At 67.7% G+C, this 26,494-nt stretch carries 29 protein-coding genes; 16 read left to right on the top strand and 13 right to left on the bottom strand.

Features of this window, described 5'->3' with window-relative positions; all coding sequences use genetic code 11:
* The first annotated feature begins 104 nt into the window (after positions 1-104).
* Positions 105-887, top strand: coding sequence for an MBL fold metallo-hydrolase (locus E5CHR_RS13325; protein WP_162580291.1), 783 nt, complete (start codon positions 105-107; stop codon positions 885-887).
* A 120-nt stretch (positions 888-1,007) separates the two neighbouring features.
* Here the strand turns inward: E5CHR_RS13325 and E5CHR_RS13320 are convergent, their stop codons facing one another.
* The 3 genes from E5CHR_RS13320 to E5CHR_RS13310 form a co-directional block, all read right to left on the bottom strand.
* Positions 1,008-1,298 carry a hypothetical protein gene (locus tag E5CHR_RS13320; RefSeq protein WP_162580290.1) on the bottom strand — a complete coding sequence of 97 codons (291 nt, stop codon included), beginning with the start codon at positions 1,296-1,298 and terminating at the stop codon, positions 1,008-1,010.
* 93 nt (positions 1,299-1,391) lie between these two features.
* Positions 1,392-1,895 (bottom strand): hypothetical protein, encoded by a 504-nt coding sequence (locus E5CHR_RS13315; protein ID WP_332061243.1) that lies wholly within the window; start codon positions 1,893-1,895, stop codon positions 1,392-1,394.
* Entirely contained in the window at positions 1,888-3,030 is a 1,143-nt protein-coding gene (locus E5CHR_RS13310) for a cupin domain-containing protein (RefSeq protein WP_162580289.1), read from the bottom strand. The genes E5CHR_RS13315 and E5CHR_RS13310 overlap by 8 nt, the downstream gene beginning before the upstream one ends.
* Before the next feature lie 14 nt (positions 3,031-3,044).
* On the opposite strand from E5CHR_RS13310, the gene E5CHR_RS13305 reads away from it, so the two are divergent.
* Complete coding sequence (locus E5CHR_RS13305) at positions 3,045-3,569, top strand: FKBP-type peptidyl-prolyl cis-trans isomerase (RefSeq protein WP_162580288.1); 525 nt, start codon at positions 3,045-3,047, stop codon at positions 3,567-3,569.
* A 56-nt stretch (positions 3,570-3,625) separates the two neighbouring features.
* On the opposite strand, the gene E5CHR_RS13300 is transcribed toward E5CHR_RS13305, so the two are convergent.
* The 4 genes from E5CHR_RS13300 to coaBC form a co-directional block, all read right to left on the bottom strand.
* On the bottom strand, positions 3,626-4,117 hold the full coding sequence (locus E5CHR_RS13300) for a glycine zipper 2TM domain-containing protein (protein WP_162580287.1): 492 nt from the start codon (positions 4,115-4,117) through the stop codon (positions 3,626-3,628).
* Positions 4,118-4,302: 185 nt separating this feature from the next.
* Positions 4,303-4,749 carry a dUTP diphosphatase gene (gene dut, locus E5CHR_RS13295; protein ID WP_162580286.1) on the bottom strand — a complete coding sequence of 149 codons (447 nt, stop codon included), beginning with the start codon at positions 4,747-4,749 and terminating at the stop codon, positions 4,303-4,305.
* Positions 4,746-5,195: a hypothetical protein gene (locus tag E5CHR_RS13290; RefSeq protein ID WP_162580285.1), complete on the bottom strand. Its 450-nt coding sequence runs from the start codon at positions 5,193-5,195 to the stop codon at positions 4,746-4,748. The genes dut and E5CHR_RS13290 overlap by 4 nt, the downstream gene beginning before the upstream one ends.
* The gene (gene coaBC / locus E5CHR_RS13285; RefSeq protein WP_162583707.1) at positions 5,195-6,418 is read right to left on the bottom strand and encodes a bifunctional phosphopantothenoylcysteine decarboxylase/phosphopantothenate--cysteine ligase CoaBC; all 1,224 of its coding nucleotides are present in this window, start codon (positions 6,416-6,418) and stop codon (positions 5,195-5,197) included. The genes E5CHR_RS13290 and coaBC overlap by 1 nt, the downstream gene beginning before the upstream one ends.
* A 203-nt stretch (positions 6,419-6,621) precedes the next feature.
* Between coaBC and E5CHR_RS13280 the strand changes: the two genes are divergently transcribed.
* The 12 genes from E5CHR_RS13280 to E5CHR_RS13225 all read left to right on the top strand — a co-directional run bounded on the left by E5CHR_RS13280 (position 6,622) and on the right by E5CHR_RS13225 (position 19,365).
* Complete coding sequence (locus E5CHR_RS13280; protein WP_162580284.1) at positions 6,622-8,292, top strand: CTP synthase; 1,671 nt, start codon at positions 6,622-6,624, stop codon at positions 8,290-8,292.
* Positions 8,293-8,371: 79 nt separating this feature from the next.
* The gene (kdsA, locus tag E5CHR_RS13275) at positions 8,372-9,226 is read left to right on the top strand and encodes a 3-deoxy-8-phosphooctulonate synthase (protein ID WP_162580283.1); all 855 of its coding nucleotides are present in this window, start codon (positions 8,372-8,374) and stop codon (positions 9,224-9,226) included.
* 43 nt (positions 9,227-9,269) lie between these two features.
* Positions 9,270-10,553, top strand: a complete 1,284-nt coding sequence (gene eno / locus E5CHR_RS13270; RefSeq protein WP_162580282.1) for a phosphopyruvate hydratase — start codon at positions 9,270-9,272, stop codon at positions 10,551-10,553.
* A gap of 18 nt (positions 10,554-10,571) precedes the next feature.
* A complete protein-coding gene (gene ftsB / locus E5CHR_RS13265; protein WP_162580281.1) occupies positions 10,572-10,847 on the top strand; it encodes a cell division protein FtsB in 276 nt (91 codons plus the stop codon).
* 226 nt (positions 10,848-11,073) lie between these two features.
* On the top strand, positions 11,074-12,693 hold the full coding sequence (locus E5CHR_RS13260; protein WP_162580280.1) for a glycosyltransferase family 39 protein: 1,620 nt from the start codon (positions 11,074-11,076) through the stop codon (positions 12,691-12,693).
* The gene (locus E5CHR_RS13255; protein WP_162580279.1) at positions 12,690-13,079 is read left to right on the top strand and encodes a DMT family transporter; all 390 of its coding nucleotides are present in this window, start codon (positions 12,690-12,692) and stop codon (positions 13,077-13,079) included. Before E5CHR_RS13260 ends, E5CHR_RS13255 begins: the two co-directional genes overlap by 4 nt.
* 64 nt (positions 13,080-13,143) lie before the next feature.
* Positions 13,144-14,265, top strand: coding sequence for a DegT/DnrJ/EryC1/StrS family aminotransferase (locus E5CHR_RS13250; protein ID WP_162583706.1), 1,122 nt, complete (start codon positions 13,144-13,146; stop codon positions 14,263-14,265).
* 17 nt (positions 14,266-14,282) lie between these two features.
* Entirely contained in the window at positions 14,283-15,266 is a 984-nt protein-coding gene (locus E5CHR_RS13245) for a glycosyltransferase (protein WP_162583705.1), read from the top strand.
* Positions 15,263-16,276 (top strand): formyltransferase, encoded by a 1,014-nt coding sequence (locus tag E5CHR_RS13240; protein WP_162580278.1) that lies wholly within the window; start codon positions 15,263-15,265, stop codon positions 16,274-16,276. Before E5CHR_RS13245 ends, E5CHR_RS13240 begins: the two co-directional genes overlap by 4 nt.
* Positions 16,277-16,310: 34 nt before the next feature.
* Positions 16,311-17,354, top strand: a complete 1,044-nt coding sequence (locus tag E5CHR_RS13235; protein ID WP_162580277.1) for a bifunctional UDP-4-keto-pentose/UDP-xylose synthase — start codon at positions 16,311-16,313, stop codon at positions 17,352-17,354.
* 36 nt (positions 17,355-17,390) lie between these two features.
* On the top strand, positions 17,391-18,311 hold the full coding sequence (locus E5CHR_RS13230) for a 4-deoxy-4-formamido-L-arabinose-phosphoundecaprenol deformylase (protein WP_162580276.1): 921 nt from the start codon (positions 17,391-17,393) through the stop codon (positions 18,309-18,311).
* 79 nt (positions 18,312-18,390) lie between these two features.
* A complete protein-coding gene (locus E5CHR_RS13225; protein WP_162580275.1) occupies positions 18,391-19,365 on the top strand; it encodes a hypothetical protein in 975 nt (324 codons plus the stop codon).
* Positions 19,366-19,372: 7 nt separating this feature from the next.
* Here E5CHR_RS13225 and hslO read toward each other — a convergent pair whose 3' ends face one another.
* Positions 19,373-20,371, bottom strand: coding sequence for an Hsp33 family molecular chaperone HslO (gene hslO, locus E5CHR_RS13220; RefSeq protein WP_162580274.1), 999 nt, complete (start codon positions 20,369-20,371; stop codon positions 19,373-19,375).
* 21 nt (positions 20,372-20,392) lie between these two features.
* Positions 20,393-20,917 (bottom strand): gamma carbonic anhydrase family protein, encoded by a 525-nt coding sequence (locus E5CHR_RS13215; protein WP_162580273.1) that lies wholly within the window; start codon positions 20,915-20,917, stop codon positions 20,393-20,395.
* A gap of 37 nt (positions 20,918-20,954) precedes the next feature.
* Between E5CHR_RS13215 and E5CHR_RS13210 the strand changes: the two genes are divergently transcribed.
* Positions 20,955-21,767: a ferritin-like domain-containing protein gene (locus tag E5CHR_RS13210; RefSeq protein ID WP_162580272.1), complete on the top strand. Its 813-nt coding sequence runs from the start codon at positions 20,955-20,957 to the stop codon at positions 21,765-21,767.
* Positions 21,768-21,772: 5 nt separating this feature from the next.
* Here the strand turns inward: E5CHR_RS13210 and E5CHR_RS13205 are convergent, their stop codons facing one another.
* From E5CHR_RS13205 to E5CHR_RS13190, 4 genes are all read right to left on the bottom strand, one after another.
* Positions 21,773-22,753, bottom strand: coding sequence for a Bug family tripartite tricarboxylate transporter substrate binding protein (locus tag E5CHR_RS13205; RefSeq protein WP_162580271.1), 981 nt, complete (start codon positions 22,751-22,753; stop codon positions 21,773-21,775).
* Complete coding sequence (locus E5CHR_RS13200) at positions 22,750-23,547, bottom strand: DUF72 domain-containing protein (RefSeq protein ID WP_162580270.1); 798 nt, start codon at positions 23,545-23,547, stop codon at positions 22,750-22,752. Before E5CHR_RS13200 ends, E5CHR_RS13205 begins: the two co-directional genes overlap by 4 nt.
* A complete protein-coding gene (xerD, locus tag E5CHR_RS13195; protein WP_162580269.1) occupies positions 23,522-24,436 on the bottom strand; it encodes a site-specific tyrosine recombinase XerD in 915 nt (304 codons plus the stop codon). Before xerD ends, E5CHR_RS13200 begins: the two co-directional genes overlap by 26 nt.
* A gap of 63 nt (positions 24,437-24,499) precedes the next feature.
* Positions 24,500-25,474, bottom strand: coding sequence for a tripartite tricarboxylate transporter substrate binding protein BugE (locus tag E5CHR_RS13190; protein WP_162580268.1), 975 nt, complete (start codon positions 25,472-25,474; stop codon positions 24,500-24,502).
* 107 nt (positions 25,475-25,581) lie between these two features.
* Between E5CHR_RS13190 and E5CHR_RS13185 the strand changes: the two genes are divergently transcribed.
* Complete coding sequence (locus E5CHR_RS13185) at positions 25,582-26,487, top strand: AEC family transporter (RefSeq protein WP_162580267.1); 906 nt, start codon at positions 25,582-25,584, stop codon at positions 26,485-26,487.
* Positions 26,488-26,494: the final 7 nt, after the last annotated feature.

Below are 26,494 nucleotides of genomic sequence, written 5' to 3'. Positions count from 1 at the left end.
TGCCCGGCACTTCGTGTTCAGGCGCCCACCCCCTACCGGGGGCAGCACCAGCGGCCCGGCAAAGCCGGTTCCGCGGTGTTCCACCTGAACCCGGGTCCATCTAGGTGCTGCGCTTCCGCAGCCTGGGCAGCGGCAGCACGGGCAATGCGACGCTGGTCGAGGCGACCAGCGACCGACGCCGCTCGAGGCTGCTGATCGATTGCGGCTTCGGGCTCAAGCACCTCGATGCTCGCCTGGCGCGCGCGGGCCTCGAAGCCTGCGACCTCGATGCGATCTTCATCACCCACGAGCATGGCGATCACATCGGCTGCGCCCGAGCGCTATCGAAGCGCGAGCGCATTCCGGTCTGGATGAGCGAGGGCACCTGGCTTGCATCGGGCGGGCACGACTTCGAGGGCCGCCTGCATTTCGCGCGGGACGGCAACGACATCGAAATCGGTGGCCTCCTGGTACAGCCCTTCACGGTGCCGCACGATGCGCGCGAGCCGCTGCAACTGCGCTGCAGCGACGGCGCACGCAGCCTCGGCGTGCTGACCGACCTGGGGCATGCGACACCGCACGTGCTCGCCCGCCTGGCGGGAATCCACGCGCTGATGCTCGAGTTCAACCACGACAGCGACATGCTGGCCCGCTCGGCCTATCCGCCCTTCCTCAAGCTGCGCGTGGGCGGCAACTACGGCCACCTGTCCAACGCCGCCGCGGCGGCAATTGCACACGCCCTGCGCCACGATGGCCTGCAGTACATGCTGGGCGCGCACCTCAGCGAACAGAACAACCGTCCCGAGCTCGTGCGGCGCGCGATGGCCGAGGCGCTCGGTGCGAGCGAGGACGAGATGTTGACCGCCAACGCCGCCGAAGGCTCTGGCTGGCTGGAGCTCCGGGCTTAGGAGCCCGACACGTTCTCGCTCCGCGTCGTCACTGCCGTCGAGAAGACAATTTTCATCTTGAGGCGCGGCAATGAAAAAGGCCGCACTAGGGCGGCCTCCTGGCGAAGCTGCAAAGCAGCCTTACTGCTTGGGTGCGTCTTCCTTCTTCTTGGCAGCGTCGGTCGCGGCATTGGCGGCGTCGAGCGCCGAAGAAGCTCCGGGCGACGGCGCTGGCGCCGCGGAAGGCATTGAAGACGAAGACGAGGACGACGAAGTGTCGGGTGCAGGCGCTGGTGCAGGCGCCGGAGCGGGTGCCGGCGTCGTCGCGGCAGGTGGCGGGGTCACGACGGCCGGCGCGGACTCCTCCTTCTTGCCGCAGGCGGCAAGGGCCACCGCGACGGTCAACGAGGCGAGCAGGGCGGACTTTCTCATTACATGGCTCCTTTGGGATTGAGGTCTCGAAGAAAAATTCTAGACCTGTACCCTGGGTGAACCACCTGTTGCGCCGCGATTCGCGGCATTGGCTTACAAGCCCAGAGTCGTCGCCGGAAATGCAGGTTTCGCATGACGCAAGCACTCGTCCATGCGCTCGCGCAGGGCACGCCGGCGCTCTGGATCGCGGCCGCAGACGCCGCGCACCCGCTCCACGTCCATGCGTGCCAGAAACCAGCCCGGCGTCCAGATTCCGCTCGGCACCTGTGGCAAGCCCGGCCCGCTGCAGGCGCGGCAATCGATGATGTGGCTCCACATGCGACGCCATGTCACGAAGCGCGCATGCTCGCGCTCGAACACGTCGAAGCGCTGCGCCAGCATCACGAAGCTGCGGCCTGCCGCCGACCAGGCCTGCAGGGCCTCGGCCATGGCACGTTCCCCGAGCGGCCAGTCGATGAAGGCCGGATCGGCGAACACGATCTCGCGCCAGTTCTCCCGAGCGGCGGCGGCGAGCGCGGCGTGCAGATGCGCCTCGAATGCGCGGCGGCCGTCGAATGCCCCCTCGGGCAACGCGTCGTCGACAGGCATTTCATTCATCGGCATGCAGCCACCCCGCTTCGCACCAGTCCTTCAGCAATGCTCGCGCGTCCTCGCTGGCGGTCGCCAGTTCGCGCGGCGTCAGCGCGCGCTGGTCCGCCAGACGGCGCATGAGGCGGGCATCGCGCCCGGAGGCACGGAAGCTCTCGCCGTTGATGTAGAGATGGCGCGCGTCGTAGAGCATGCGCGTGCGGCGGTCGAGCGAGACAGCGCTCAGTTCGACCGGCGGCTCGCCTTGTTCGAACCACACGGTGGGCTTGGGCTCGGTCATCGATTCGCCCAGGGCACGGTCGATCGCATCGGGATCGCGCAACGCCGAGAGCACGGCCTCGCGCGCGAACGCCTGCAGCGCGGGCGGCATTTCGGCCGGCGTGGCCACCGCCGGCTGCGCCGGGTCCTTGTAGTGGGCGGCCGATACGGCAGGCGCGTCCTGCAGCAACTCAGCCTGCGCCTCCGCAATGCGGGCCAGCAGGTCGGCGCCCAGCGGCGCGGCCGCCGGCGCGCGCAGACCGATGGAATAGGTCATGCAATCACTGCCCTCTGCGACGCCATCGTGGGCATAGCGCGGCGGCAGGTAGAGCATGTCGCCGGGTTCGAGCACGAAGCTCTGCTCGGGCTCGAAATGCGCAAGGATCTTGAGCGGCAGGCCGGGTTCGAGGCGCAGGTCGCGCTGCCTGCCGATGGACCAGCGGCGGCGCCCGTGCGCCTGGAGCAGGAACACGTCGTAGCTGTCGAAGTGCGCGCCGACGCCGCCGGTGTCGCTCGCATAGCTGATCATCAGGTCGTCGAGCCGCACGTCGGGTACGAAACGAAACTGCTGCAACAGTTCATGCACGCGTTGGTCGTGCTGGTCCACGCCCTGGATCAACAGGGTCCACGCAGCCTGTTTCGGCGAAGGCAGCGCGCGGCGTGCGAAAGGACCGTGCTTGAGGGTCCAGCCACTCTTGCCGTGGCGGATCAACCGCGACTCGACCTCCTCGCGGCCGGCCAGCGAAAACAGCGCCTCGCGATCCATCGGCGGCACCATGCCCGGAACGGCCTGGCGCACGAGCAAGGGCTTCTTCTGCCAATGGCGCCGCATGAATTGCGAGGCGCTGAGGCCTCCGAGCAGGGCCAGGGGTCGTTCAATCTCCATGGGAGAATTCTCGTATGGAAATCTCTGAACAATGCGTGGTCGGCCTGACCTGGACGCTGAAGGACACCCTCGGCGACGTGCTGGACGTGCTCGAGGAACCCGTGGAGTTCCTGGTCGGCGGCGAAGATCTCTTTGCCGTCATCGAGTCGGCGCTGCGCGGGCACGAGCCGGGGGCGCGCGTGCAGCTGCAGCTCGAGCCGGAGCAGGCCTTCGGCGACTTCAACGAGCAATTGCTCTTCCTCGAACCGCGCAGCCTCTTTCCGGAAGGCATCGAGGAAGGCATGACTTTCGATGGCGCTGCGCTCCCTGCCGGCGTGAGTCCAGACATTCCCCGGGACACGATCTACACCGTGAGCGAGATCTACCCCGAGCACCTCGTGCTCGACGGCAACCACCCGCTCGCAGGCATCGCGCTGCGGCTCGATCTGACCGTACGCTCGGTACGCGAGGCGACGGAGGAAGAAATTGGCCGTGGCACCGCCGGGACCGGCTTTTTCAAGGTTGCACCTGTCGCACCGGGCAACGACACGCTGCACTGAAGGCTCGACCAACGAAAAAAGCCGGGCACCGCCCGGCTTTTCGTCTTGAATCGCGCTCAGACGCGCGAGATCTGTCCGCCTTCGATGCGTACGCGGTCGCCGATACGCAGATCGCCCGGGCTTGGCACATCGAAGGAGCGATAGGCGCCCTGCTCCGTCTGGATCGAGATGCGATAGTTCTCGTAAACGCGCGGTGCATTCGCATTGGCCTCGACGCTGTTGCCCAGCAGCGCGCCCCCGATGACGCCGAGCGCGGTGGCTGCGGCACGGCCGCTGCCGTGGCCGAACTGATTGCCCACGACGCCACCGATGACGCCACCCGCCACTGCACCCCCGCCGCTCGGGCCGGCGCCGGACGTCTGGCTGCGGATCACCTCGATGTTGGCGACGCGGCCGTACTCGACGTAAGCCGATGGCGCTACGGGATAGACCGGCTGGTAGGGATAGCGCGCGCTCTCGTAAACGGGCTGTGGCGCTACGCAAGCGGTCAGCGCGGACAGCGCAAGCACGGAGAGGGTGACGGAAACAAGGCGAGTTGGGGTCTTCATGGTGTGTACTCCTCGAAACGGATCGGCGCAGCGCGCTCTCCATGGTTTCAACGCATCACGCTCCGGCGCGATGACCGCTTCAACACATGTTGAAACCTTCGACGCTGACGGCATAGTGCCGGTTCCGTTCTTTACCTGTGAGCCACAGGGCACGGAGCCCGAAGGCGCCCGCCTACACACCCACGTCAATGCTTGCCGGTCGACCCGTAGCCGCCTTCGCCGCGGGCGCTCGGCGGGAACTCCGCGACCACGCGGAACTGCGCCTGCATCACCGGTACGATCACCAGCTGCGCCAGCCGCTCCATCGGCTGCAGGACGAAAGCGGTGTCGCTGCGATTCCAGGCGCTGATCTTGAGCTCGCCCTGGTAGTCGCTATCGATCAGGCCCACGAGGTTGCCCAGCACGATGCCATGCTTGTGGCCCAGGCCCGAGCGCGGGAGGATCAGCGCTGCATAACCCGGGTCCGCCAGGTGGATCGCGATGCCGGTGCCTACGAGTTGCCAGGCATTGGGCTCGAGGGTGATGGGTGCATCCAGGCAGGCGCGCAGGTCAAGGCCGGCGCTGCCGGGGGTGGCGTAGGCAGGCAGTTGGTCCTGCATGCGGGGATCGAGGATTCGGACGTCGACGTTCACTTGGGATTGCGCTTTCGTTGCTGCTGCTGCAGTTGCTGTTGCTGTTGTCGCTTGGCGGCTTCTTCGAGCCATTGCTTCCAGTTTTCCACGCCGGGCGGCATGAACAGGTGCTTGAACTTGTAGCCCAGCCACAGGCCGGCCGCGAACAGGCCCAGGAAAATGCCTGCCGGCGCGCCGGCCACCAGCAGCACCATCAGGACCACCACCCAGGCGATGCCCGCGGCCTTGAGCAGGTGGCGGGCAGGACGGGCGCCGGCCTCCGTGGAAGGCCCCTGCGCCTGCGGCAGATGGACCGGCTCGGCATCCGGTGACCGCTGCGTCATGCCTACATCGAGCCCGTGCTCGCCTTCCTGGGGGGGCCGATGCGGCTGCATGGCCTGGGCCGCAAGACGCTCGACGTAGCGTGCGAAGTCGCCGTCCGGCGGCGTGTTCCATTGCGGATTCATCAAGCGCTCCCTGGCGGCAGGCGTGCTGCGATTTCAGCCACCAGTTCGCGTGCCAGCGCAAGCTTGGGCGCACGCGGCAGCTCGCGCACACCTTCTTCATCGACCAGGAGCAGGCTGTTGTGGTCCTGCCCGAAGGTCAGCGGGCCGATGTTGCCTACCAGCAGGGGAATCCCCTTGCGCTCGCGCTTGGCCTTGGCATGCGCTACCAGGTTCTCGCTCTCTGCCGCAAAGCCCACGCAGTAGAGCTTGCCGGCCCTGGCACGCTCGCCCTGCGCGATCGTCAGCAGGATGTCCGGGTTCTCGACGAACTGCAGCGACGGCGCACCGCCGCTGCCGTCCTTCTTGATCTTGTGCTCGCTGTGGGACGCCGGGCGCCAGTCGGCCACTGCGGCGGTGGCGACGAACACCGACGCCAGCTGCGTGGCCTGTCGGCTGGCCTCCAGCATCTCGCGCGCCGAAGTCACGTCGATGCGCACAACACCGCGCGGCGTGGGCAGATGCACCGGGCCCGCCACCAGCGTGACCTGGGCGCCCGCTTCGCGCGCAGCCTGCGCGATCGCAAAGCCCATCTTGCCCGATGAATGGTTGGTAATGCCGCGGATCGGATCGAGCGCTTCGAAGGTCGGCCCTGCCGTCACCACCACCTGACGGCCGGCCAGTACCTTGGGTTGGAACTGCGCCACGATCTCTTCCAACAGCTGCTGCGGTTCGAGCATGCGGCCGTCGCCGGTCTCGCCGCAGGCCTGCCAGCCGTTGCCGACGCCCAGCACGCGGGCGCCATCGGCATCGACCTGGCGCAGGTTGCGCTGGGTCGCCGGGTGAACCCACATCTCGCGGTTCATGGCAGGCGCGATCAGCAGCGGCACGCGCTCCACAGGGCGCGCGAGGCACAGCAGGCTCAGCAGCTCGTCCGAACGTCCCTGGACCAGGCGCGCAATGAAGTCTGCACTGGCGGGTGCCAGCACGATCGCATCGGCCTCGCGGCTCAGGTTGATGTGCGGCATGTTGTTGGGCTCGCGTGCATCCCACTGCGAGAGATAGACCGGGCGGCCGGAAAGGGCCTGCATCGTGACTGGGGTCATGAACTGGGTCGCGGCCTCGGTCATTACCACCTGCACACCGGCACCGGCCTTGACCAGCAGCCTGCAGAGCTCCGCCGACTTGTAGCAGGCGATGCCGCCCGTGAGGCCCAGGACGATGTGTTTGCCGGCGAGGTCTTGCAGAGCTTGCATAAGCCGGCAATGTAGCAGCCCCACTACGCGCGCGTGAACGCGCGTTCACGCGCCGTCCCCTCGCCTTCGAAGGCCGCCGGAGTACCTTGGCCTTTCGCTGCGGTGCTATTCGCCTTCGCAGCGGCCGTGCGGCTCGGAGGCGGCACCTATAATCTGCATTTCCCACTGCCCGGACCTGCACGTTCGGAACTGGCATGACCAAATTCGTCTTCGTCACCGGTGGTGTGGTGTCCTCCCTCGGCAAGGGAATCGCCTCCGCCTCGCTGGCCGCACTCCTCGAGTCCCGCGGCCTCAAAGTCACCCTCATCAAGCTGGACCCCTACATCAACGTCGACCCCGGCACGATGTCGCCCTTCCAGCACGGCGAGGTCTTCGTCACCGACGACGGCGCCGAAACCGACCTCGACCTCGGCCACTACGAGCGCTTCATCACGACGCGCATGCGCCGCGCCAACAACTTCACCACGGGCCAGATCTACAAGTCGGTGCTCGAGAAAGAGCGCCGCGGCGACTACCTCGGCAAGACGGTGCAGGTGATTCCGCACATCACCAACGAGATCCAGGAGTACGTCAAGCGCGGCGCCGGCATCGGGACGGCGCACGAAGTCGACGTGGCCATCGTCGAGATCGGCGGCACCGTGGGCGACATCGAGTCCCTCCCCTTCCTCGAGGCCGTGCGCCAGATGAGCCTGCGCATGGGCCCCAACAATTCGGCCTTCGTGCACCTGAGCTATGTGCCGTGGATCGCGGCGGCCGGCGAGCTCAAGACCAAGCCCACCCAGCACACGGCCAAGGAGCTGCGCGCCATCGGCATCCAGGCCGACGCCCTGCTGTGCCGCGCCGACCGGCCCATTCCCGACGACGAGCGCGCGAAAATCTCGCTCTTCTCCAACGTGCCCGAGTGGGGCGTGATCTCCATGTGGGACGTGGACACCATCTACAAGGTCCCGCGCATGCTGCACGAGCAGGGCCTCGACGGCCTGATCTGCGACAAGCTGCGCATAAACACCCCGCCCGCCAAGCTCAAGCGCTGGGACGACCTGGTGTATGAGGTCGAGCATCCTCAAAAGGAAGTGAGCATTGCGATGGTCGGCAAGTACGTCGACCTGTCCGACAGCTACAAGTCGCTCAACGAAGCACTGCGCCATGCCGGCCTGAAGAACCATGCGCGGGTGAAGATCGACTACATCGACTCCGAGACCATCTCGCCGCTGGACGTGGCCCGGCTCGGCAAGTACGACGCCATCCTGGTGCCGGGCGGTTTCGGCCAGCGCGGCGTCGAGGGCAAGATCGCCGCGGCCCGTTTCGCCCGCGAGACCAAGGTCCCCTACCTCGGCATCTGCCTGGGCATGCAGGTCGCGACCATCGAGTACGCACGCAACGTGGCCGGCCTGAAGAACGCCAACAGCACCGAGTTCGATCCCGACACCAGTTGCCCCGTCATCGCGCTGATCACCGAATGGAAGGACCGCGACGGCACCATCAAGCTGCGCGACGAGAAGTCCGACCTCGGCGGCACCATGCGCCTGGGCGCGCAGAGCTCGGACGTGGCGCCCGGCACGCTGGCCCACAGCATCTACGGCGACGTGGTCACCGAGCGCCATCGCCACCGCTACGAGGCCAATACCAACTACCTCGACGAGCTGCGCCGCGCCGGCCTGGTGATCTCGGCGTTGACGCAGCGCGAGCACCTGACCGAAATCGTCGAGCTGCCGAGGGACGTGCACCCCTGGTACATGGGTGTGCAGTTCCACCCCGAGTTCAAGTCCACGCCGTGGAGCGGCCATCCGCTGTTCAACGCCTTCATCAAGGCGGCGCTCGAACACCAGGGCGCGGACAAGCAGGCATTGAAGGTCGTGGCATGAGCGGCGCCGGACCGCTCCCAGCCGCAAAAGCCCCCTGGGGGGCCGCGCAGCACACCAAGCGGCAAGCGTGGGGGGATCTATGAAGCTTTGCGGGTTCGACATCGGGCTGGACAAGCCCTTCTTCCTGATCGCGGGGCCGTGTGTCGTCGAGTCCGAGCAGCTGCAGATGGACACCGCCGGCACGCTGAAGGAAATCACCGGCTTGCTGGGCATCCCCTTCATCTTCAAGAGCAGCTTCGACAAGGCCAACCGCTCCTCGGGCACCAGCTTTCGCGGTCCCGGACGCGACAAGGGCCTGGAGATCCTCGCCAAGGTCAAGCGCGAACTGGCGCTGCCGGTGCTGACCGACGTGCACACCGAAGAAGACATTGTTGCCGCCGCGAAGGTGGTCGACGTGCTGCAGACACCGGCCTTCCTGTGCCGCCAGACCGATTTCATCCGCGCCGCCGCCCAGTCCGGCAAGCCGGTCAACATCAAGAAGGGCCAGTTCCTCGCGCCGCACGACATGAAGAACGTGATCGACAAGGCGCGCGCGGCTGCCAAGGAAAAGGGCCTGCCGGAAGACAGCTTCATGGCCTGCGAGCGCGGTGCCAGCTTCGGCTACAACAACCTGGTGTCCGACATGCGCTCGCTGGCGATCATGCGCGAGACGGGGTCGCCGGTGGTGTTCGACGCCACGCATTCGGTGCAGTTGCCCGGCGGCCAGGGCACCAGCTCCGGCGGTCAGCGCGAGATGGTGCCGGTGCTGTCGCGCGCCGCGGTGGCTGTGGGCGTGGCGGGCCTCTTCATGGAAACGCATCCCGACCCCGCCAAAGCCCTGAGCGACGGGCCCAATGCGGTGCCGCTCAAGCACATGAAGGCACTGCTCGAGACGCTTCTGGCCCTCGACCGCGTCACCAAGAAGAACCCGTTCCTGGAAGACTCCTTTCAATGAACGCATCCCCAAATCAGATTCAGATACTGCAGAAGGAAATTGAATGAGTGCAATCGTTGACATCGTCGGGCGCGAGATCCTCGACAGCCGCGGCAACCCCACTGTCGAATGCGACGTGCTGCTCGAATCGGGCACTATGGGCCGCGCCGCCGTCCCGTCGGGTGCTTCCACCGGTTCGCGCGAGGCCATCGAGCTGCGCGATGGGGACAAGAGCCGCTACCTGGGCAAGGGCGTGCTGAAGGCGGTCGAGAACATCAACACCGAGATCTCGGAAGCGGTGCTGGGCCTGGACGCCAGCGAGCAGGCCTTCCTGGACCGCACGCTCAACGACCTCGACGGCACCGAGAACAAGGGCCGCCTGGGCGCCAATGCGACCCTGGCCGTCTCCATGGCCGTGGCTCGCGCCGCGGCCGAGGAGTCGGGCCTGCCGCTGTACCGTTACTTCGGCGGCATGGGCGGCATGCAATTGCCGGTGCCGATGATGAACGTCATCAACGGCGGCGCACATGCCAACAACAGCCTGGACCTGCAGGAGTTCATGATCATCCCCGTGGGCGCATCCAGCCTGCGCGAGGCGGTGCGCTACGGCGCCGAGGTCTTCCATGCACTCAAGAAGATCCTGAACGACCGCGGCATCAGCACGGCCGTGGGCGACGAGGGCGGCTTCGCCCCCAGCGTCGAGAACCACGAGGCCGCGATCCAGCTGATCCTCGAGGCGATCGACAAGGCCGGCTATGCCGCCGGCACCCAGATTGCGCTGGGCCTGGACTGCGCCGCCAGCGAGTTCTACAAGGACGGCCAGTACGTGCTGGCCGGCGAAAACCTCACGCTGTCGGCCGGCAACTGGGCCGACATGCTGGCGACCTGGGTCGACAAGTACCCGATCATCAGCATCGAGGATGGCATGCACGAAGGCGACTGGGACGGCTGGAAGCTGTTGACCGACCGCCTCGGCAAGCGCGTGCAGCTGGTGGGCGACGACCTCTTCGTTACCAACACGAAGATCCTGCAGGAAGGCATCGAGAAGGGCATCGCCAACTCGATCCTGATCAAGATCAACCAGATCGGCACGCTGACCGAGACCTTCGCCGCCATCGAGATGGCCAAGCGCGCCGGCTACACCGCCGTGATCAGCCATCGCTCGGGCGAGACCGAGGACTCCACCATCGCCGACATCGCGGTGGGCACCAACGCCGGGCAGATCAAGACCGGCTCGCTGTCGCGCTCGGACCGCATCGCCAAGTACAACCAGCTGCTGCGCATCGAGGAAGACCTCGGCGACGTCGCCAGCTATCCCGGGCGTGCCGCGTTCTACAACCTGCGCTGATCCGCGGAACGGGGCACCATGCGTTCGCGCATCGTTCCGGTCATCCTGGTCCTGCTGCTGCTGATCCTCCAGTGGCAGCTCTGGACCGGGCGCGGCAGCGTGCGCGACGTGGCGCAGCTCAAGGACCAACTCGCCGAGCAGAAGGACCAGAACGCGAAGGCGGCACTTGCCAACGAGCGGCTCAACTCCGAGGTCAATGACCTGAAGGAAGGGATGGAGATGGTCGAGGAGCGCGCCCGCCAGGAGCTCGGCATGGTCAAGCCCAACGAAGTGTTCGTGCAGATCACGCGCTGAGCGCGGGCGTGGCATTCACCTGAGGTTAAGCTTGGTACGGCACCTTCGCCGCCTGCGCTGGACAGCCGCTGTCCACGCGCGACTCCTTGACCTTGCCTGCCCACGATCGATGAAGACAGCCGTCCCCCGGCGCCAGCACTCCGAAACCGCCGCATCGGCGCCGGGAGCGTGCACAGGGCTACCTCGCCCGGCCAGCGCCGGCTCTTCCGGAGCTGCTTCGTGGGCCATGGCGGGACTGCTGCTCCTGCTGGCCCTGGTCTGGTTCGGCACCCTCGGGACCCGCTCCCTGATCCATCCCGACGAAGGGCGCTACGCCAGCCTGGCGCTGGAGATGGCCCGCAGCGGCGACTGGGTCACGCCACGCTTGAACGGGCTCCCCTATTTCGAGAAACCGGCGCTGCAGTATTGGATCGGTGCGCTGGCCTTCCGGGGCCTCGGCATATCCGAGTTCTCGGCGCGGCTGTGGCCGGGCCTGGCGGGCTTCCTGACAGTGCTGGTGGTCGGATTCACTGCCGGCCGGCTCTGGGGCCGTGAGACCGGCGTGCGCGCGCTGGCGATCGCCGCCTCGATGAGCTGGATCGAGCTCAACAGCCATTTCCTCACTTTGGACGCGGGGCTGACCCTCTTCCTCACCCTCGCGTTGTGCGCGGTGCTGCTGGCAATGGCCTGCCCGCCCGATGCGCGGCTGCGCCGCCGCTGGATCTGGCTCGCCTGGGCGGCAATGGGCGCCGCGGTCCTGAGCAAGGGACTCGTGGGCATCGTCATCCCCGGCGCCGTGCTGGTGCTGGTCAGCCTGTGGCGGCGCGATGCAACCCTTTGGCGGGGCATGCAGTGGGGCTCGGGCTTGCTGATCTTCCTGGCCGTCACGGCGCCCTGGTTCGTGCTGGTGTCGGTGCGCAACCCGGGCTTCGCCGAGTTCTTCTTCATCCATGAGCATTTCGCCCGCTACCTGACCGACAGCCACAACCGCGAAGGCGCCTGGTGGTATTACCTGCCTTTGCTGCTGGCCGGCATGCTGCCCTGGACCAGCGCCCTGCCCTGGCTGTTGCGGCAGGATGGCGCCCCCGACGACCGGCCCGCATCGATCGCGCCCCGGCACCTGCTCCTGGCGTGGTGCGCGTTCGTTCTGCTTTTCTTCAGTGCGTCGAGCTCCAAGCTGCCCTCCTACATCCTGCCGATGTTCCCGGCACTGGCGCTGTGGATCGCGATGAAGCTGCGCGAGGTGCCTCCGGAAACGCTGCGCTGGCACCTGCTGCTGCCGGCAGCGCTCTGGGCCGTCGCGGCCGTGGCTTCGACGCAGAGCGCCCGTGTCGTCTCCATCACCGCGCCGGTGGAAGTGGTCGTGCCGCTGGCCGCGGCGTTGCGCAGCGGCGCCGCGCTGGTGCTGGCGGGTTGCGCGCTCGCCTGGTGGTGCCTGGGCCGGCGACGTGTCACCGCTGCCGTGCTGGGCCTGGCTGTCGCCCATTCGATGGCGATCGCGATCCTGCTCCAGGCGCACAACGGCTACGGCCAGCTCAAGAGTGCAGCGGCGCTGGCCGCAGCGCTGCCGCCCTCGATCACACCGGCCACGCCAGTGTTCGCGGTGCGCGACTACGACCAGACCCTGCCCTTCTATCTCCGTCGCGACGTTGTGCTGGTCGACTACGAGGACGAGTTCGCCCTGGGCCAACAGCGCGAGCCGAACCGTTGGATCCCGACCCTCGACGAATTCGTATCACGCTGGCAAGCCGCCCCCCAGGCCGCGGCCTACATGGGCCCGGCCACCTGGGTGGAACTGCACCGGCGCGGCCTGCCGATGCGCATCGTGTTCCAGGATCCCCGGCGCGTCGTCGTCGTCAAGCAATGAGAGTTCTCGATTTCCTCTGGGTCCTGAGCGGCGTGCTGCTCAATGCATTCGCCCAACTTCTGCTGAAGGCCGGCGCCAATAGCGTCGGAGAGATCTCCATGTCGGCCGGCGCACCGGCGCTCTGGCGCACGGCGATCGGGCTGGCGCAGCACCCTGGCATCCTCGGTGGCCTGGCCTGCTACGTGGTGAGCGTGGTCGTGTGGATCGTCGCCCTCTCTCGCGTCGACGTGAGCATCGCCTACCCCATGCTCTCGATCGGCTACGTCGTCAACGCGGCGCTGGCCTGGTGGCTCTTCGGCGAAAACGTCAACGCACAGCGCTGGCTGGGCATCGGCGTCATCGTCATCGGCGTCCTGCTGGTGGCGAACAGCGGGAGCCGTTCATGAGCCGCACAACCGCACCGACAATGAACAGCACCGCAGCCGAAGAAGAAAGATTCCAGTGGACCCGATGCCCTTCCTCCCCTTTACCCGACCCTTCATCGACGAGCGCACGATCGCCGAAGTAGGCGAGGTGCTGCGCTCGGGCTGGATCACCACCGGCCCTCGATGCCAGGAGCTCGAAGCCGCCTTGTCGCAGCGCCTGGGCGGCAGGCCCGTGCGCCTGGTCAGCTCGGGCACCGCGTCCCTGGAGCTCGCACTGCGGCTGTGCGGCATCGGTCCGGGCGACGAGGTCATCACCACGCCGCTGAGCTGGGTGGCGACGGCCAACGTCGTGCTGGCCGTCGGCGCGACCCCGGTCTTCGTCGACGCGGAGGCGAGCACCCGCAACATCGACCTCCACTTGGTGGAGCGTGCCATCACCCCCCGCACGCGCGCGCTGATACCGGTCGACCTGGCCGGCCTGCCGGTCGACCGCGACCGTCTCGACGCCATCGCACGCCGCCACGGGCTGCGGGTGATCGAGGACGCCGCGCAGTCCTTCGGGGCGCGCTGGGGCGGCCGCGAGATCGGCAGCTTCGGCGACCTGATCTCGTTCAGCTTCCATGCCAACAAGAACCTCACCACTGCCGAGGGCGGCTGCCTGGTGCTCAACAACGAGGTGGAGGCGCGGCGCTTCGAAAAGTTGCGGCTGCAGGGCGTGAGTCGCCTGCCGGACGGCACCATGGACGTCGAGGCCTGGGGCAGCAAGGCCAACCTGACCGACGTGGCCGCCGCCATCGGCCTTGGACAGCTGCGCCAGCTCGACAGCTTCACCGCGCGGCGTCGCGCCCTTGCCGAGCGCTACCTCTCGCGCTGGGACACATCGCTGGGTTTCGAGTTGCCACCTGCCGACGAAGCCGAGCACAGCAACTGGCACATGTTCCAGCCCTTGCTGCCGCGCAGGCTTGCGCCGCGGCGTGGCGATTTCATCGCCGCCCTGCGGGAGCAGGGCATCGGCGTCGGCGTGCACTACCCCGCCATGCATCTTTTCTCGATGTTCCGCCAGCGCGGCCATGCACCCGGCGACTTTCCTGTCGCGGAGGACATCGGCGCACGAACCGTCACGCTGCCCCTGTTCCCCGCCATGGCCGATGCCGACGTGGACCGCGTGTGCCGCGCGGTTGCTGGCGCAGTCGCGGCGCTGCGCTGAACACGGTTCTGATGAAGATGAACGACGCCCCCTCTCTCGCGAGCGCCGCGGTGCACGACCGGTCGCAAGGACTGGCGCTCAGCGTCGTGATCCCGGTCTACAACGAAGAGCCCGGGCTGGCCGCACTCTTCGAACGGCTCTACCCGGCACTCGACGCGCTGGCACTCGACTACGAGATCGTCTTCATCGACGACGGCAGCCGCGACCGCTCGGCCGCACTGCTGGCCGCGCAGTTCGAGCGCCGTTCCGACGTCACCCGGGTGATCCTGCTGGACGGCAACTTCGGCCAGCACCGCGCCATCCTTGCGGGCTTCGAGCACTGCCGCGGCGCCCGCGTGGTCACGCTCGACGCCGACCTGCAGAACCCGCCGGAGGACATCGGGCTGCTGGTCGAAGCGATGGACGCGGGGCACGACTACGTGGGCTCGATCCGCCGCAACCGGCAGGATGCCGCCTGGCGTCGCTGGGCCTCGCGCGCGATGAACAGCCTGCGCCACCGCCTCACCGGCATCGTGATGACGGACCACGGCTGCATGATGCGCGCCTACAGTCGGGAGATCGTGCAGCTGATCAATCAGTGCAACGAGATGAACACCTTCATCCCCGCGCTGGCCTACCAGTTCGCGAAGAGCCCGGTCGAGGTGGTGGTCGGCCATGAGGCCCGCCATGCCGGCGAATCCAAGTACTCGCTCTACCGACTGATCCGACTGAACTTCGACCTGGTCACCGGCTTCTCGGTGTTGCCCCTCCAGGCCTTCTCGATGCTGGGCATCGTCGTCTCGCTGCTCTCCGGCGCGCTCTTCGTGCTGCTGCTCGCGCGGCGCCTGCTGATCGGGCCAGAAGAAGGCGGCGTGTTCACCTTGTTCGCGCTGCTGTTCCTGCTGGCCGGGCTGGCGCTGTTCGGCATCGGGCTGCTGGGCGAATACATCGGCCGCATCTACGAAGAAGTGCGGGCACGGCCGCGCTACCAGATCAGCGCGATCCTGGAGCGCAAGCGATGAGCCGCACGGCCGCTCCGAAAGCGAATGGCACCGCAGCCGAAGGCGAAGGTACGCGAGTGACCGGCGCAGCGCGAGCGCCGCGCGCCATCGTCTTCGCCTACCACGACGTGGGCGTGCGCTGCCTGCGCGTGCTGCTCGATGCGGGCGTGGAGGTCCCGCTGGTCGTCACCCACGCCGACGCCGCGGGCGAAACGATCTGGTTCCGGAGCGTGGCCAGCACGGCGGCCGAGCATGGCCTGCGCTGCGTCACGCCTGCGGACCCGCACGAGCCGGCCTTGCTGGCTGCCGCGCGCGAGGCCGAGCCGGACTTCCTGTTTTCCTTCTACTACCGGCAGATGCTGAAGCCCGATTGGCTGCAACTGCCGCGGCGCGGTGCCTACAACATGCACGGCTCGCTGCTGCCGCACTACCGGGGCCGTGCGCCGGTCAACTGGGCCGTGATCCACGGCGAGCGCGAGACCGGCGCCACCCTGCACCGGATGAACGAGAAGCCTGACAACGGCCCGATCGTCGACCAGTTCGCGGTGCCCATCCTGTCAGACGACACGGCGCACGAGGTATTCGGCAAGGTGACCGTGGCGGCCGAGATCGTGCTCGCGCGCAGCTTGCCCGGGCTGCTGGCAGGCAGCGCGGCCGAGCGGCCCCAGGACCTGTCGCAGGGCGGCTACTTCGGCGGGCGCCGGCCGGAGGATGGCCGCATTCCCGCCCATGCGAGCGCACGCGAGATTCACAACCTGGTGCGCGCGCTGGCGCCGCCGTATCCCTGCGCGTTCCTGCACCTGCGCGGCCTGCGTGTCTTTATCGAACGCACGCGGCCCGCCGAGGCGCCGGCCGGCGCACCCGGGACCGGGCTGAGGCTGCTGAGCGACGGCGCCATGCTCTGGCTGATCGCGGCCGACGGCAGTGCCCTGCAGGTGCTCGCTGCCCGCGGCGAGGGCAGCACCCGGCCGCTGGACGCCCGCGGCTTCGAGGCCCTTCACGCCGGCGGCTGGCTTGCAGCCGACGCCTGACCCCATCCTCTTCTCCCGCACCACGACCACCGCCATGCTCAAAGTCCTCATCCTCGGCGTCAACGGCTTCATCGGCCACCACCTGATGCGGCACATCATGGAGCGCACCGACTGGCACGTGCACGGCATGGACATGCTGTCGGACCGCGTCGCCCCTTGGCTGTCGAATCCGCGCTTCCACTTCTTCGAGGGCGACATCACCATCAACAAGGAGTGGATCGAATACCACGTGAAGAAATGCGACGTGGTGCTTCCGCTGGTCGCGATCGCGACGCCCGCCATCTACGTGCGCGAGCCGCTGCGCGTGTTCGAACTCGACTTCGAGGCCAACCTCCCGATCGTTCGGCAATGCCTGCGCTATCACAAGCGGGTGGTCTTTCCTTCGACCAGCGAGGTGTACGGCATGTGCACCGATGAACAATTCGATCCCGAGACCTCCCACCTGGTCTACGGCCCGATCAACAAGCCGCGCTGGATCTATGCCTGCGCCAAGCAGCTGATGGACCGGGTCATCCACGCCTATGGCCAGCAGGAGGGCCTGCGCTACACGTTGTTCCGGCCCTTCAACTGGATCGGACCTGGCCTCGACAGCATCCATTCGCCCAAGGAAGGATCGAGCCGCGTGCTGACCCAGTTCCTCGGCCACATCGTGCGCGGGGAGCCGATCCGGCTGGTCGATGGCGGCCAGCAGCAGCGCGCCTTCACCTACGTCGACGACGGCATCTCGGCGCTGGTGAAGATCATCGCGAACGAGGGCGGCATCGCCGACGGCAAGATCTACAACATCGGCAACCCGCAGAACAACCACTCGATCCGTTCGCTCGCCGCGATGATGCTGGACCTGGCAAAGACCCTGCCCGAATACCAGGAGGCCGCAGCCTCGGTGGAACTGGTCGATGTCGCCTCGGCGGACTACTACGGCAACGGCTACCAGGACGTGCTGCACCGCGTGCCCGACATCCGCGCCACCATGGCCGACCTGGACTGGCGGCCCCAGGTCGGGATGCAGGAGGCACTGCGCGAGATGTTCGCGTACTACCGCGATCACGCCGCCGCTGCCGCCGACCTGGCAGCATGAGAAGCTATGAACGAATCCATTCATAGCTTCTGAGCGATGGCGCGCATCGCACTGAAGGTCGACGTCGACACCTGGCGCGGCACCCGCGAGGGTGTGCCCGCCCTGGTACGCCTGTTGAGCGCCCGCCGCTGCGGCGCGAGCTTTCTCTTCAGCCTGGGGCCGGACCATACCGGCCGTGCCGTCCTGCGCGTGCTGCGTCCCGGCTTCATCGGCAAGGTGGCGCGCACCTCGGTGGTCGAGCACTACGGCGTGCGCACCCTGCTGCACGGCGTGCTGCTGCCCGGGCCGGACATCGGCCGGCGCGAGGCCGCCACGCTGCGCGGCGTGCGCGACGCCGGCTTCGAGGTCGGCGTGCACTGCTGGGACCACGTGCGCTGGCAGGACGGACTTCTGAGCAAGGACGGCGCCTGGGCCGAGCGCGAGATGCGACGCGCGCTGGATCGCCATGCCGAGTTGTTCGGCGCGCCGGCCCGGGTGCATGGTGCCGCGGGCTGGCAGTTCAACGCGGCAGCGGCGCGGGCCGAGGCGGAGCTGCGCATCGAGTTCGCCTCCGACACGCGCGGCACCCATCCTTTCGTGCCGGTGGCGGACGACGGCACCATCCTCGGCCCGCCGCAGTACCCCACCACCCTGCCGACGCTGGACGAACTCATCGGCCTGGACGGCCTCGACGCGGGCAACGTCGACCGGCATCTGCTGGGGCTGACCGAGCAGATCGCGCAGGACCAGGTCTACACCCTTCATGCCGAGCTCGAAGGGCAGAAGCTGCGCCCGGTACTGGAGCGCCTGATCGCCGGCTGGCAGGCGCAGGGGCACAGCCTCGTCGCACTGGGGAATCTGCACGAAGGCACGGCGCACACGGTTCTGCCGCGGCATCGCATCGCGCTCGGCAGCGTGCCCGGGCGGTCCGGCCTGCTGGCGGTGCAGGGCAAAGCCTGGCAGCCGCTGGCGCGCTGAGGCGCAGACGGAGGGCCGCCTTCATGGCGCGGCACGCGCGCGGCATCATGTCACGATGTCACCAACGACAGGACATCGAATGCACCGCACACGCCTCCTCACACGCCACACCGCCACGCTGCTGGCCCTCTGCAGCCTCCTCGCCTGCGCCACGGCCTCGGCAGCGCCGGCGCGAGCCACGGTCAGCAACGACACGCATGCAACCGCCTGCGCCGAAGAAGACAACGTGTCCCTCAACCTGGACGGTGCCGGCATTCGCCGCTTTCGCGTGGAGGCGCTGCCGCCCGCTTACCTCGCCACGATCGAGCAGGACCGCACGGCACCCGATTTCTCGGGCTGCAACTTCGACGGCAGTGCGCACCCGACCGATCCGCGCTTCAGCTTCAAGGAGCGGCGCGTGGTGCTGCACGACGGTCCGCGATGGCAGATCGTGGGCATCACGCTCCCCTCCTTCTGGCGATCCGAGCAGGTGCCGGTCCGCGTGGACAGCCGCTCCGATCGCGGCTTCCACATGATCCAGGTCTTCGCCAAGACCGGCACCAGGTCGCTGGAGGCACTGGTGATGTACCCGTCCGACGGCTACTGGCGCATCAAGCCGCTGCCGCCGGCCCGCTTCGGCGATGGCGTGTACGGCTCCTCCTTCGTGATGGGCCCGATCGAGCAGGCAGGCCGGCCGATGGCGCGCATCGCATCGATCGTGATCGAGAGCCGCCCGCTCGCCTTCAGGCTCCGGTTCGCAAACGGCGGCGAGGCCAAGGTCGGCGTGCGCGAGATCAGCGAGGCGCGCACCACGCTCGACGTGGCCATGAAGCCGGGCCGCGGCCAGGGGCCGCGCTTCGCCGTGCTGCGCTCGATGTACGTGGCACCGGACAACGCCGACATGAGCGAGGTGGCATGGCGCGCCACGCCGGACGGCGCTGAGCAGCGCAAGCCGCTGCCCGAGATCAGCACGCTCGACGCCACCGACGTGCGCTTCGGCCGCAGCATTCCTTCGCGCCACAACACCACCGCACCGGACATCCGCTTCGGAAGCTTCGAGACCGGCCCGCGCTGAAGGCGCCTTACTGCATCACCGGGCTGGCCGGCAACTGATCGCCCGGCGCGGTGAAGATCTGGGCCGTATCGACTGCATCGAAGCGATATTGTTTGCCGCAGAAATCGCAGCCTACCTCGATGTCGCCCCGCTCCACGAGGATGGACTCCGCCTCCTCCAGGCCGAGCCCGCGGATCATCTGCGCCACACGCTCGCGCCCGCAGGTGCAGGCGAAGTGCGGACCCAGCATGCCGGTCTGCGGCTCGAAGCGCAGCAGCTTCTCTTCCCAGAACAGGCGGCGCAGGATGGTTTCGACATCCAGCGTGAGCAGTTCGTCGCGCGTGAGGCTCGCGGCGAGGATGGCGATGCGGTTGTAGTCCTCGTTGTGGCCGATCTGGTCGACGCTGATGGGATCGCTCGCGCCGCGCCCGGTGCCTTCGAGATTGGCGTCGCCCTTGACGGGAAGACGCTGGATCAACAGCCCGGCCGCCACCTGGTCGTCCGCGGCGAGCACCAGCGTGGTATCGAGCTGTTCGCTCTGCAGCATGTAATGCTGCAGCACATCGCTCAGGCGCTCGAGCTTGCGGCCCTCCGCGTCGACCAGCGGCACCACGCCCTGGTAGGGCTGCTGGCCCGGGAGCTTGTCCTTGGGATCGAGCGTGATCGCACAGCGGCCCTTGCCGGCCGCGTTGACCATGTCGGATAGATGCGCATCGGCATCGAGCTCACCCACCACCTTGGCGGTAGCGCGAAGGCTGAGGTCGGGCTTGGACTCGGCCACCACGACCTTGAGGGGCCCGTCGCCGAAGATCTGCAGGATCAGCGAGCCGTTGAACTTGATGTTGGCCTGCATCAGCGTGGCCGCAGCGGTCATTTCGCCGAGCAGCTCGGCCGCAGGCGCGGGGTATGCGCCCGTGGCGGTGTTCGAGGCGCGGCGTGACAGGATTTCCTGCCAGGCGTCCGTCAGGCGCACGATCATGCCGCGCACGGGCAGACCATCGAAAAGGAACTTGTGCAACTCGCTCAAGGCAGTCTCTCCGATCGGCGTTCAGCCGATCTTCTTCAGGCCCTTCGCGAAGCGGCGGGCATTTTCCACATAGTGTTCGGCACTCTTCCGAAGCCGATCGGCGGCAGCTTCGTCGAGCGTGCGCACCACCTTGGCGGGCGCGCCGATGATGAGCGAGTTGTCGGGGAACTCCTTGCCCTCGGTCACCACGCTGCCGGCGCCGACGATGCAGTTGCGGCCGATCTTCGCGTTATTCAAGACCACCGCGCCGATACCGATCAGCGAGTTGTCGCCGATGGTGCAGCCGTGCAGCACGACGTGGTGGCCGACCGTGACGTTCTCGCCGATGGTCAGCGGCACGCCGGCATCGGAGTGCAGCACCGAGAGGTCCTGGATGTTGCTGTTGCGGCCGATGGTCAGGGCTTCGTTGTCGCCGCGCGCCACAGCGCCGAACCAGAGGCTGGCGTTGTCGCCCATGACGACGCGGCCGATGGCCTGCGCGCTGTCGGCGACATAAGCGCCCTGCCCCAGTTGCGGCGCCACGCCGTCGAGTTCGTAGAGGGCCATCGCGGGATCTCCTGAGTGCAAAACTAGAATTGTAGGGATGCAGCACCCCCGCCTCGACGCCCTGGCCGCGCTGCGCCTCGCCGATCCCGGGCAGAAGGTGGCCGCGACCCATGCCGCCGCGGCGCAAATGCGGGTGCATCCGGCGCCCGCCGCGCCAGTGCGCACCGGAGGCGACGAAGCCGGTGTTCCCGGCCGTCCGGAACAGCCGTTGCGGGTGGCAGCCACGGCGGTCGAAAAGCGTTCGCCCTTCACGCTCGAAGGCCGGGCAGCGCTGATCCACTCGATCTGTCACATCGAGTTCAACGCCATCAACCTTGCCCTCGACGCCGCCTGGCGCTTCGACGGCATGCCCGATGCGTACTACCGCGACTGGCTGCGCGTGGCCGACGAAGAGGCGCTGCACTTCACCCTGCTGCACGAGCACCTGCGCAGCATGGGCTGGCGCTACGGCGATTTCACGGGGCACGACGGCTTGTGGTCCATGTGCGAGAAGACCCGCCACGACGCGCTGGCGCGCATGGCGCTGGTGCCGCGCACGCTGGAGGCGCGTGGTCTCGACGCCACCCCGCTGATCCAGGCCAAGCTGCGGCGCGTGAACACGCCCGACGCGATCAAGGCCTGCGAGATCCTGGACATCATCCTGCGCGACGAGATCGGGCACGTCGCCATTGGCAACCGCTGGTACCGCTGGTTGTGCGAACGAGAGGGCCTCGACCCGATCGCGCACTACCGCGTGCTCTACCGCCGCAACGAGGCGCCGCGCCTGCGTCCGCCCTTCAATCTCGAAGCCAGGGCGCATGCGGGCTTCACCCCGGAAGAACTGGACGCGCTCTCAGCAGGCGCGCGTTGACCGGACTAGTCGGACTTGATGCCCGCCGCCCTCACGATGCGCGCGTTGCTCGCGTACTCGTCCTCGATCTCGTCGGCGAAGGCCTCGGCCCCGCCGCCGGTGGGCACGTTGTCGGTGGCCAACAGCCGGGCGCGCAGGTCGGGGCTGGCGAGCGCCTTGTTGATCTCGGCGTTGTACTTGGCAATCAGGATGGCGGGTGTTCCGGCCGGCGCGAACACGCCGAACACGGAACTGAGGTTGGCCGACGGGAAGCCCAGCTCCGCCAGCGTGGGCACCTTTGGCAGGCTCTGCAGCCGGTCCGGCGCCCCCACCGCGAGCGGGCGCAGCTTGCCTGATTTGATGTGCGACGCCACCCCGGGGCCGGCGTTGATCGACAGGATCTCGAACTGGCCGCCCAGCGCATCGTTCATCTGCTGGGCGCCGCCCTTGTAGGGCACGTGGGTGATGTCCACCCGCGCCGCGCTGCGCAACTGCTCCAGCACGATGTGGCCCAGCGAGGCCTGGCCCGACGTGGCCCAGCGGACTGCGCCCGGCCGGGCCCGGGCATCCTCCAGCAGCGTGCGGAAATCGCGCGTGCCCGTGGCCTCGGTCGCCAGCAGCAGCACCGGCGAGTACATGACGCTGGCCACCGGCGCGATGTCCTTCAAGGGGTCGAAGGGAGACCTGCCGAGGTGCGGGTTCAGCACCAGCGGGCTGATGGCCGCAAAGCCCAGCGTGGCGCCATCGGGCGCGGCCTTGGCGACCGCGTCCATGCCGATGGTGCCGCTCGCGCCGGCCTTGTTCTCGACCACGACCGTGTTGCCCAGCTGCCCGGCCAGCTTGTCCGCCAGCGCGCGAGCGATCATGTCGCTGACGCCACCGGTCGGGTAGGCCACCACGAGGCGGATGGTCTTGGGGACGGCCTGCGCGTGCGCAGCGGGGATGAGAGCGCAGCAGGCCAGGGTCAGCGCCACGGCTTGGGCAGCAATGCGGCATTTCCAGTTCATCGATGAGCTTCCTTGCGAGCCTGCCATTCTGGCGCGGCATCGATCATCGCGGCGAGCGTCAGGGCATTCGCGACGGCCGCGCCACTGGCCGTGTTGTCGAACACGCACCAGCACTGCGCGCCTTCCTCCTGCGCCCGACCCAGCCGCTGGGCAAGCTGCTGCAGCAGCGCATCGGGGTATGAAGACCAATAGCGCCGGGGCGAACCGTGCAGCCGCAGGTAGACCAGGCCGGCCCATCCGCCCGGTGCTGCCGCGTTGTCGTGGAGTACGGGATCGGCGAGCACCCGCGCCGTGCGGAAGCGCGCGAGAAGCTCCTCGGCCTGCGGCACGAACCAGCTCGGATGCCGGGGCTCCAGCGCGACCGGCCCCGGGTGCCGCCGGCGCAGCGCAGCGAGGAAGCTCGATACCGCGGGCTGGTCGAAGTCCAGGCTGGGCGGCAACTGCACCACCAGGCAACCCAGCTTGTATCCCAGGCCTTCCACCTGCATGAGAAAGGACTCCAATTCCGCCACGGCGCCGACGAGCCGCTTCTCGTGCGTGATGCGCTTCGGCAGCTTGCACGAGAAACGGAAATGCGCCGGGGTGCCCGCAGCCCAGCGGGCATAAGTCTCGCGCTGGTGAGGCCGGTAGAAGGAGGTGTTGATCTCGGCAATGTCGAAGCGTGCCGCATAGCGCTCCAGGTGCGAACCCTCGGCCGGGAAGTGCGGCCATTGCGCGCGCGGCAGGCTCCAGCCGGCGCAGCCCACATGCAGCGGCGGCGGCAAGCCTTCACCCACGGGGATGGTGCTTTGCATGCAACTGCTTGAGGCGCTCGCGCGCCACGTGCGTGTAGATGGTGGTGGTCGAGATATCCGCATGGCCCAGCAGCAGCTGAACCGCCCGCAGGTCGGCGCCATGGTTGAGCAGGTGCGTGGCAAAGGCGTGGCGCAGCGTGTGCGGCGACAGGGGCGCATCGATGCCGGCCGCCTGCGCATGCTTCTTGACGATGATCCAGAACATGACCCGCGTCATTCCCGCACCGCGTGCGGTGACGAACAGGTCGGACGTCTGCTGGCCATCGAGGATGGCGGGCCGGGACTCGTGCATGTAGCGCTCTATCCAGCGCCGCGCCTCGCCGCCGAAAGGCACCAGCCGCTCCTTGCTGCCCTTGCCCAGGACGCGCAGCACGCCGTCGTTCAGGCTCAGCTCGAAGACCCTGAGCGCCACCAGCTCGCTGACGCGCAGCCCGCTCGCGTACATGAGCTCCAGCATGGCGCGGTCGCGCAGACCCAGCGGCGTGTCGACATCGGGCGCAGACAGCAGGTCGTCCACCTGCTTCTCCGACAGCGTCTTGATCGCACGCGGCGCCTGCCGGGCAGGCACCAGCCGGAGGCTCGGATCAGCGCCGATGCGCCGCTCGCGCACAGCCCAGCGGAAATAGCGCTTGAACACCGTCAGCCGTCGGTTGGCCGAGGTTGCCTTGCCTCGCGCCGTGAGCCGCGCGCCCATGTAGGCCTGCAGATCGCTTTCGCGTGCGGCGTCCAGGGCACGGCCGCACTGCGTGCGGAGCCATTGCGCGAACAGCGCGAGATCGCGGCGGTAGGCCGCCAGCGTGTTCTTCGACAGCCCGTCCTCGAGCCAGAGCGCGTCGATGAAATCGTCGATCTCCGGCGTGGCGGTGAGCGTGTCGAGGGCCGCGGTCATGATTGGCAAGATAGCAAAAAAAAGCCGCCCCGGCGGGCGGCTCGCGTCGAGAAGAAGCGCCGATCAGTCGAGCGTGAGCTTCTGCTTGACCACTACCTGCTTGTAGACCGCGAACTCGGCCTTGATCTGCTCGGCGAACTGCTCCGGCGAGTTGGCGACGATCAGCGAGCCGGTGTCCTCGATGCGCTTGCGCACCGCAGGGTCCTCGACCGCCTTCTTCACGCCCGCATTGATCTTGTCGACCACCTCCTTCGGCAGGCCCTTGGGCCCGAGGATGCCGTAGTAGGCCATGCGGTTGACGGGCTCCAGCCCCACTTCCTTGAAGGTCGGCACATTGGGCAAGTCCTTCAGTCGCTGCGGCGCCGCGACGACGATCGGCACCAGCTGCTTGTTCTTGATGAAGGGAAGCGCCGAAGGAATGTTGTCGAAAATGATCGGCACCTGGCCGCCCACCACATCGTTGAGCGCCGGCCCGGCGCCGCGGTACGGGATATGGGTCACGAATGTGTTGCTCAGGCTCTTGTAGAGTTCCATCAGCAGGTGGCCGATGCCGCCGGTTCCCGATGACGCGTAGGAGTACTTGCCCGGGTTCTTCTTGATCTCGGCCACGAACTCGGCGTAGTTCTTTGCCGGAAAGCTCGGGTGCACCGCAATCAGGTTGGGCGTGGCCGCGATGTTGATGATGGGCGTGAAGTCATTGATCGGGTCGTAGGGCACCTTCGGGTTGATCGCCGGGTTGGCGGCCGTGCTCGAGACGGTGGCCACGCCGAGCTTGTAGCCGTCCGGCGCGACGCGCGCCGTTTCCGCAGCGCCGACGATGCCGCCGCCGCCCGCCTTGTTGACCACCACCACGCTCTGGCCCAATTGCTTGCCCAGCGGGTCGGCGATCACGCGGGCCACGATGTCGGTGGTGCCGCCGGGCGCGAACGGCACCTGCAGCTCGATGGGCTTGTTCGGATAGCCCTGAGCCCAGACCGGGGCGGCGACCAGCGCCAGCGCGGCGGTGCCGGCGAGTGCGTTCCATTGACGACGTTGCATGTAGGAGGCTCCTGAAAATCTGAAATCGAAAAGCGGGATGCTACCGGTTCGGCCCGCTGCGCCGCTTGCTGGATAACCCATGGGAGGGCACCGTTTATCCTCGGCTGGTGAACTATGCCCAGCTGCTCTTCCCCGATTTCTCCCTCATTGGCTGCGGCTGGCTGTTATGCCGCTACACGCCGCTGGACCGGCGCGTGTGGGACCAGGTGGAGAGCCTGGTCTACTACTTTCTCTTCCCCGTGCTGCTGTTCCACTCGATCGTGCGCAGCCCGTTCGACCTCGGCGCCACGTCGCACCTGCTGACCGCCGGCGTGGGCGTCGGCCTTGCCGGCATCGCCCTGGCCTATGCGCTGCCCTTCCTGCCATGGCTGCGCACGCACATCGACCGCAGCGATCACGCAGCGAGCGCGCAGATCGCCTTCCGCTTCAACTCCTTCATCTGCCTGGCAATGGCCGACCGCATGGCAGGACCGGCCGGCCTCCTGATGATCGCGGTGCTCATCGGCGTGTGTGTGCCGCTCTTCAACATCGCCGCCGTCTGGCCGATGGCGCGGCATGCGCAGAGCGGCTTCGCGCGGCAGCTGCTGCGCAATCCGCTGATCATCGCGACATCGAGCGGATTGGTTGCCAATCTCCTGGGCCTTGGCGTGCCGAGTTGGCTGGAGCCCACGCTCACTCGCATCGGGGCAGCCTCGCTGGCGCTGGGCTTGATGGCCGCGGGCGCCGGCATGCAGTTCGCCACGCTGGCGCGCGGCAAGGCGCTGGCCGTTTCGGTGCTGGCGATCCGGCACCTGGTGCTGCCGCTGATCGCCTGGGGCCTCGCATTGGGCCTGCAGCTGGACAAGGCCCAGGCTGCCGTGCTGATGACCTTCTCCGCCGTGCCCACCGCTTCCAGCGCTTATGTGCTGGCGGCGCGGATGGGCTACAACGGCGCCTACGTCGCGGGGCTGGTGACGCTTTCCACCCTGCTGGGCGTTGCCAGCCTTCCCTTCGCTCTGTCATTGAGCCGCTAGGCGACTA

The organism is Variovorax sp. PBS-H4, from assembly GCF_901827205.1.
Classification (GTDB): Bacteria; Pseudomonadota; Gammaproteobacteria; order Burkholderiales; family Burkholderiaceae_C; genus Variovorax.
The sequence above is the reverse complement of the archived record's forward strand: the minus strand, read 5'-3'. Positions and strand labels throughout refer to the sequence as shown.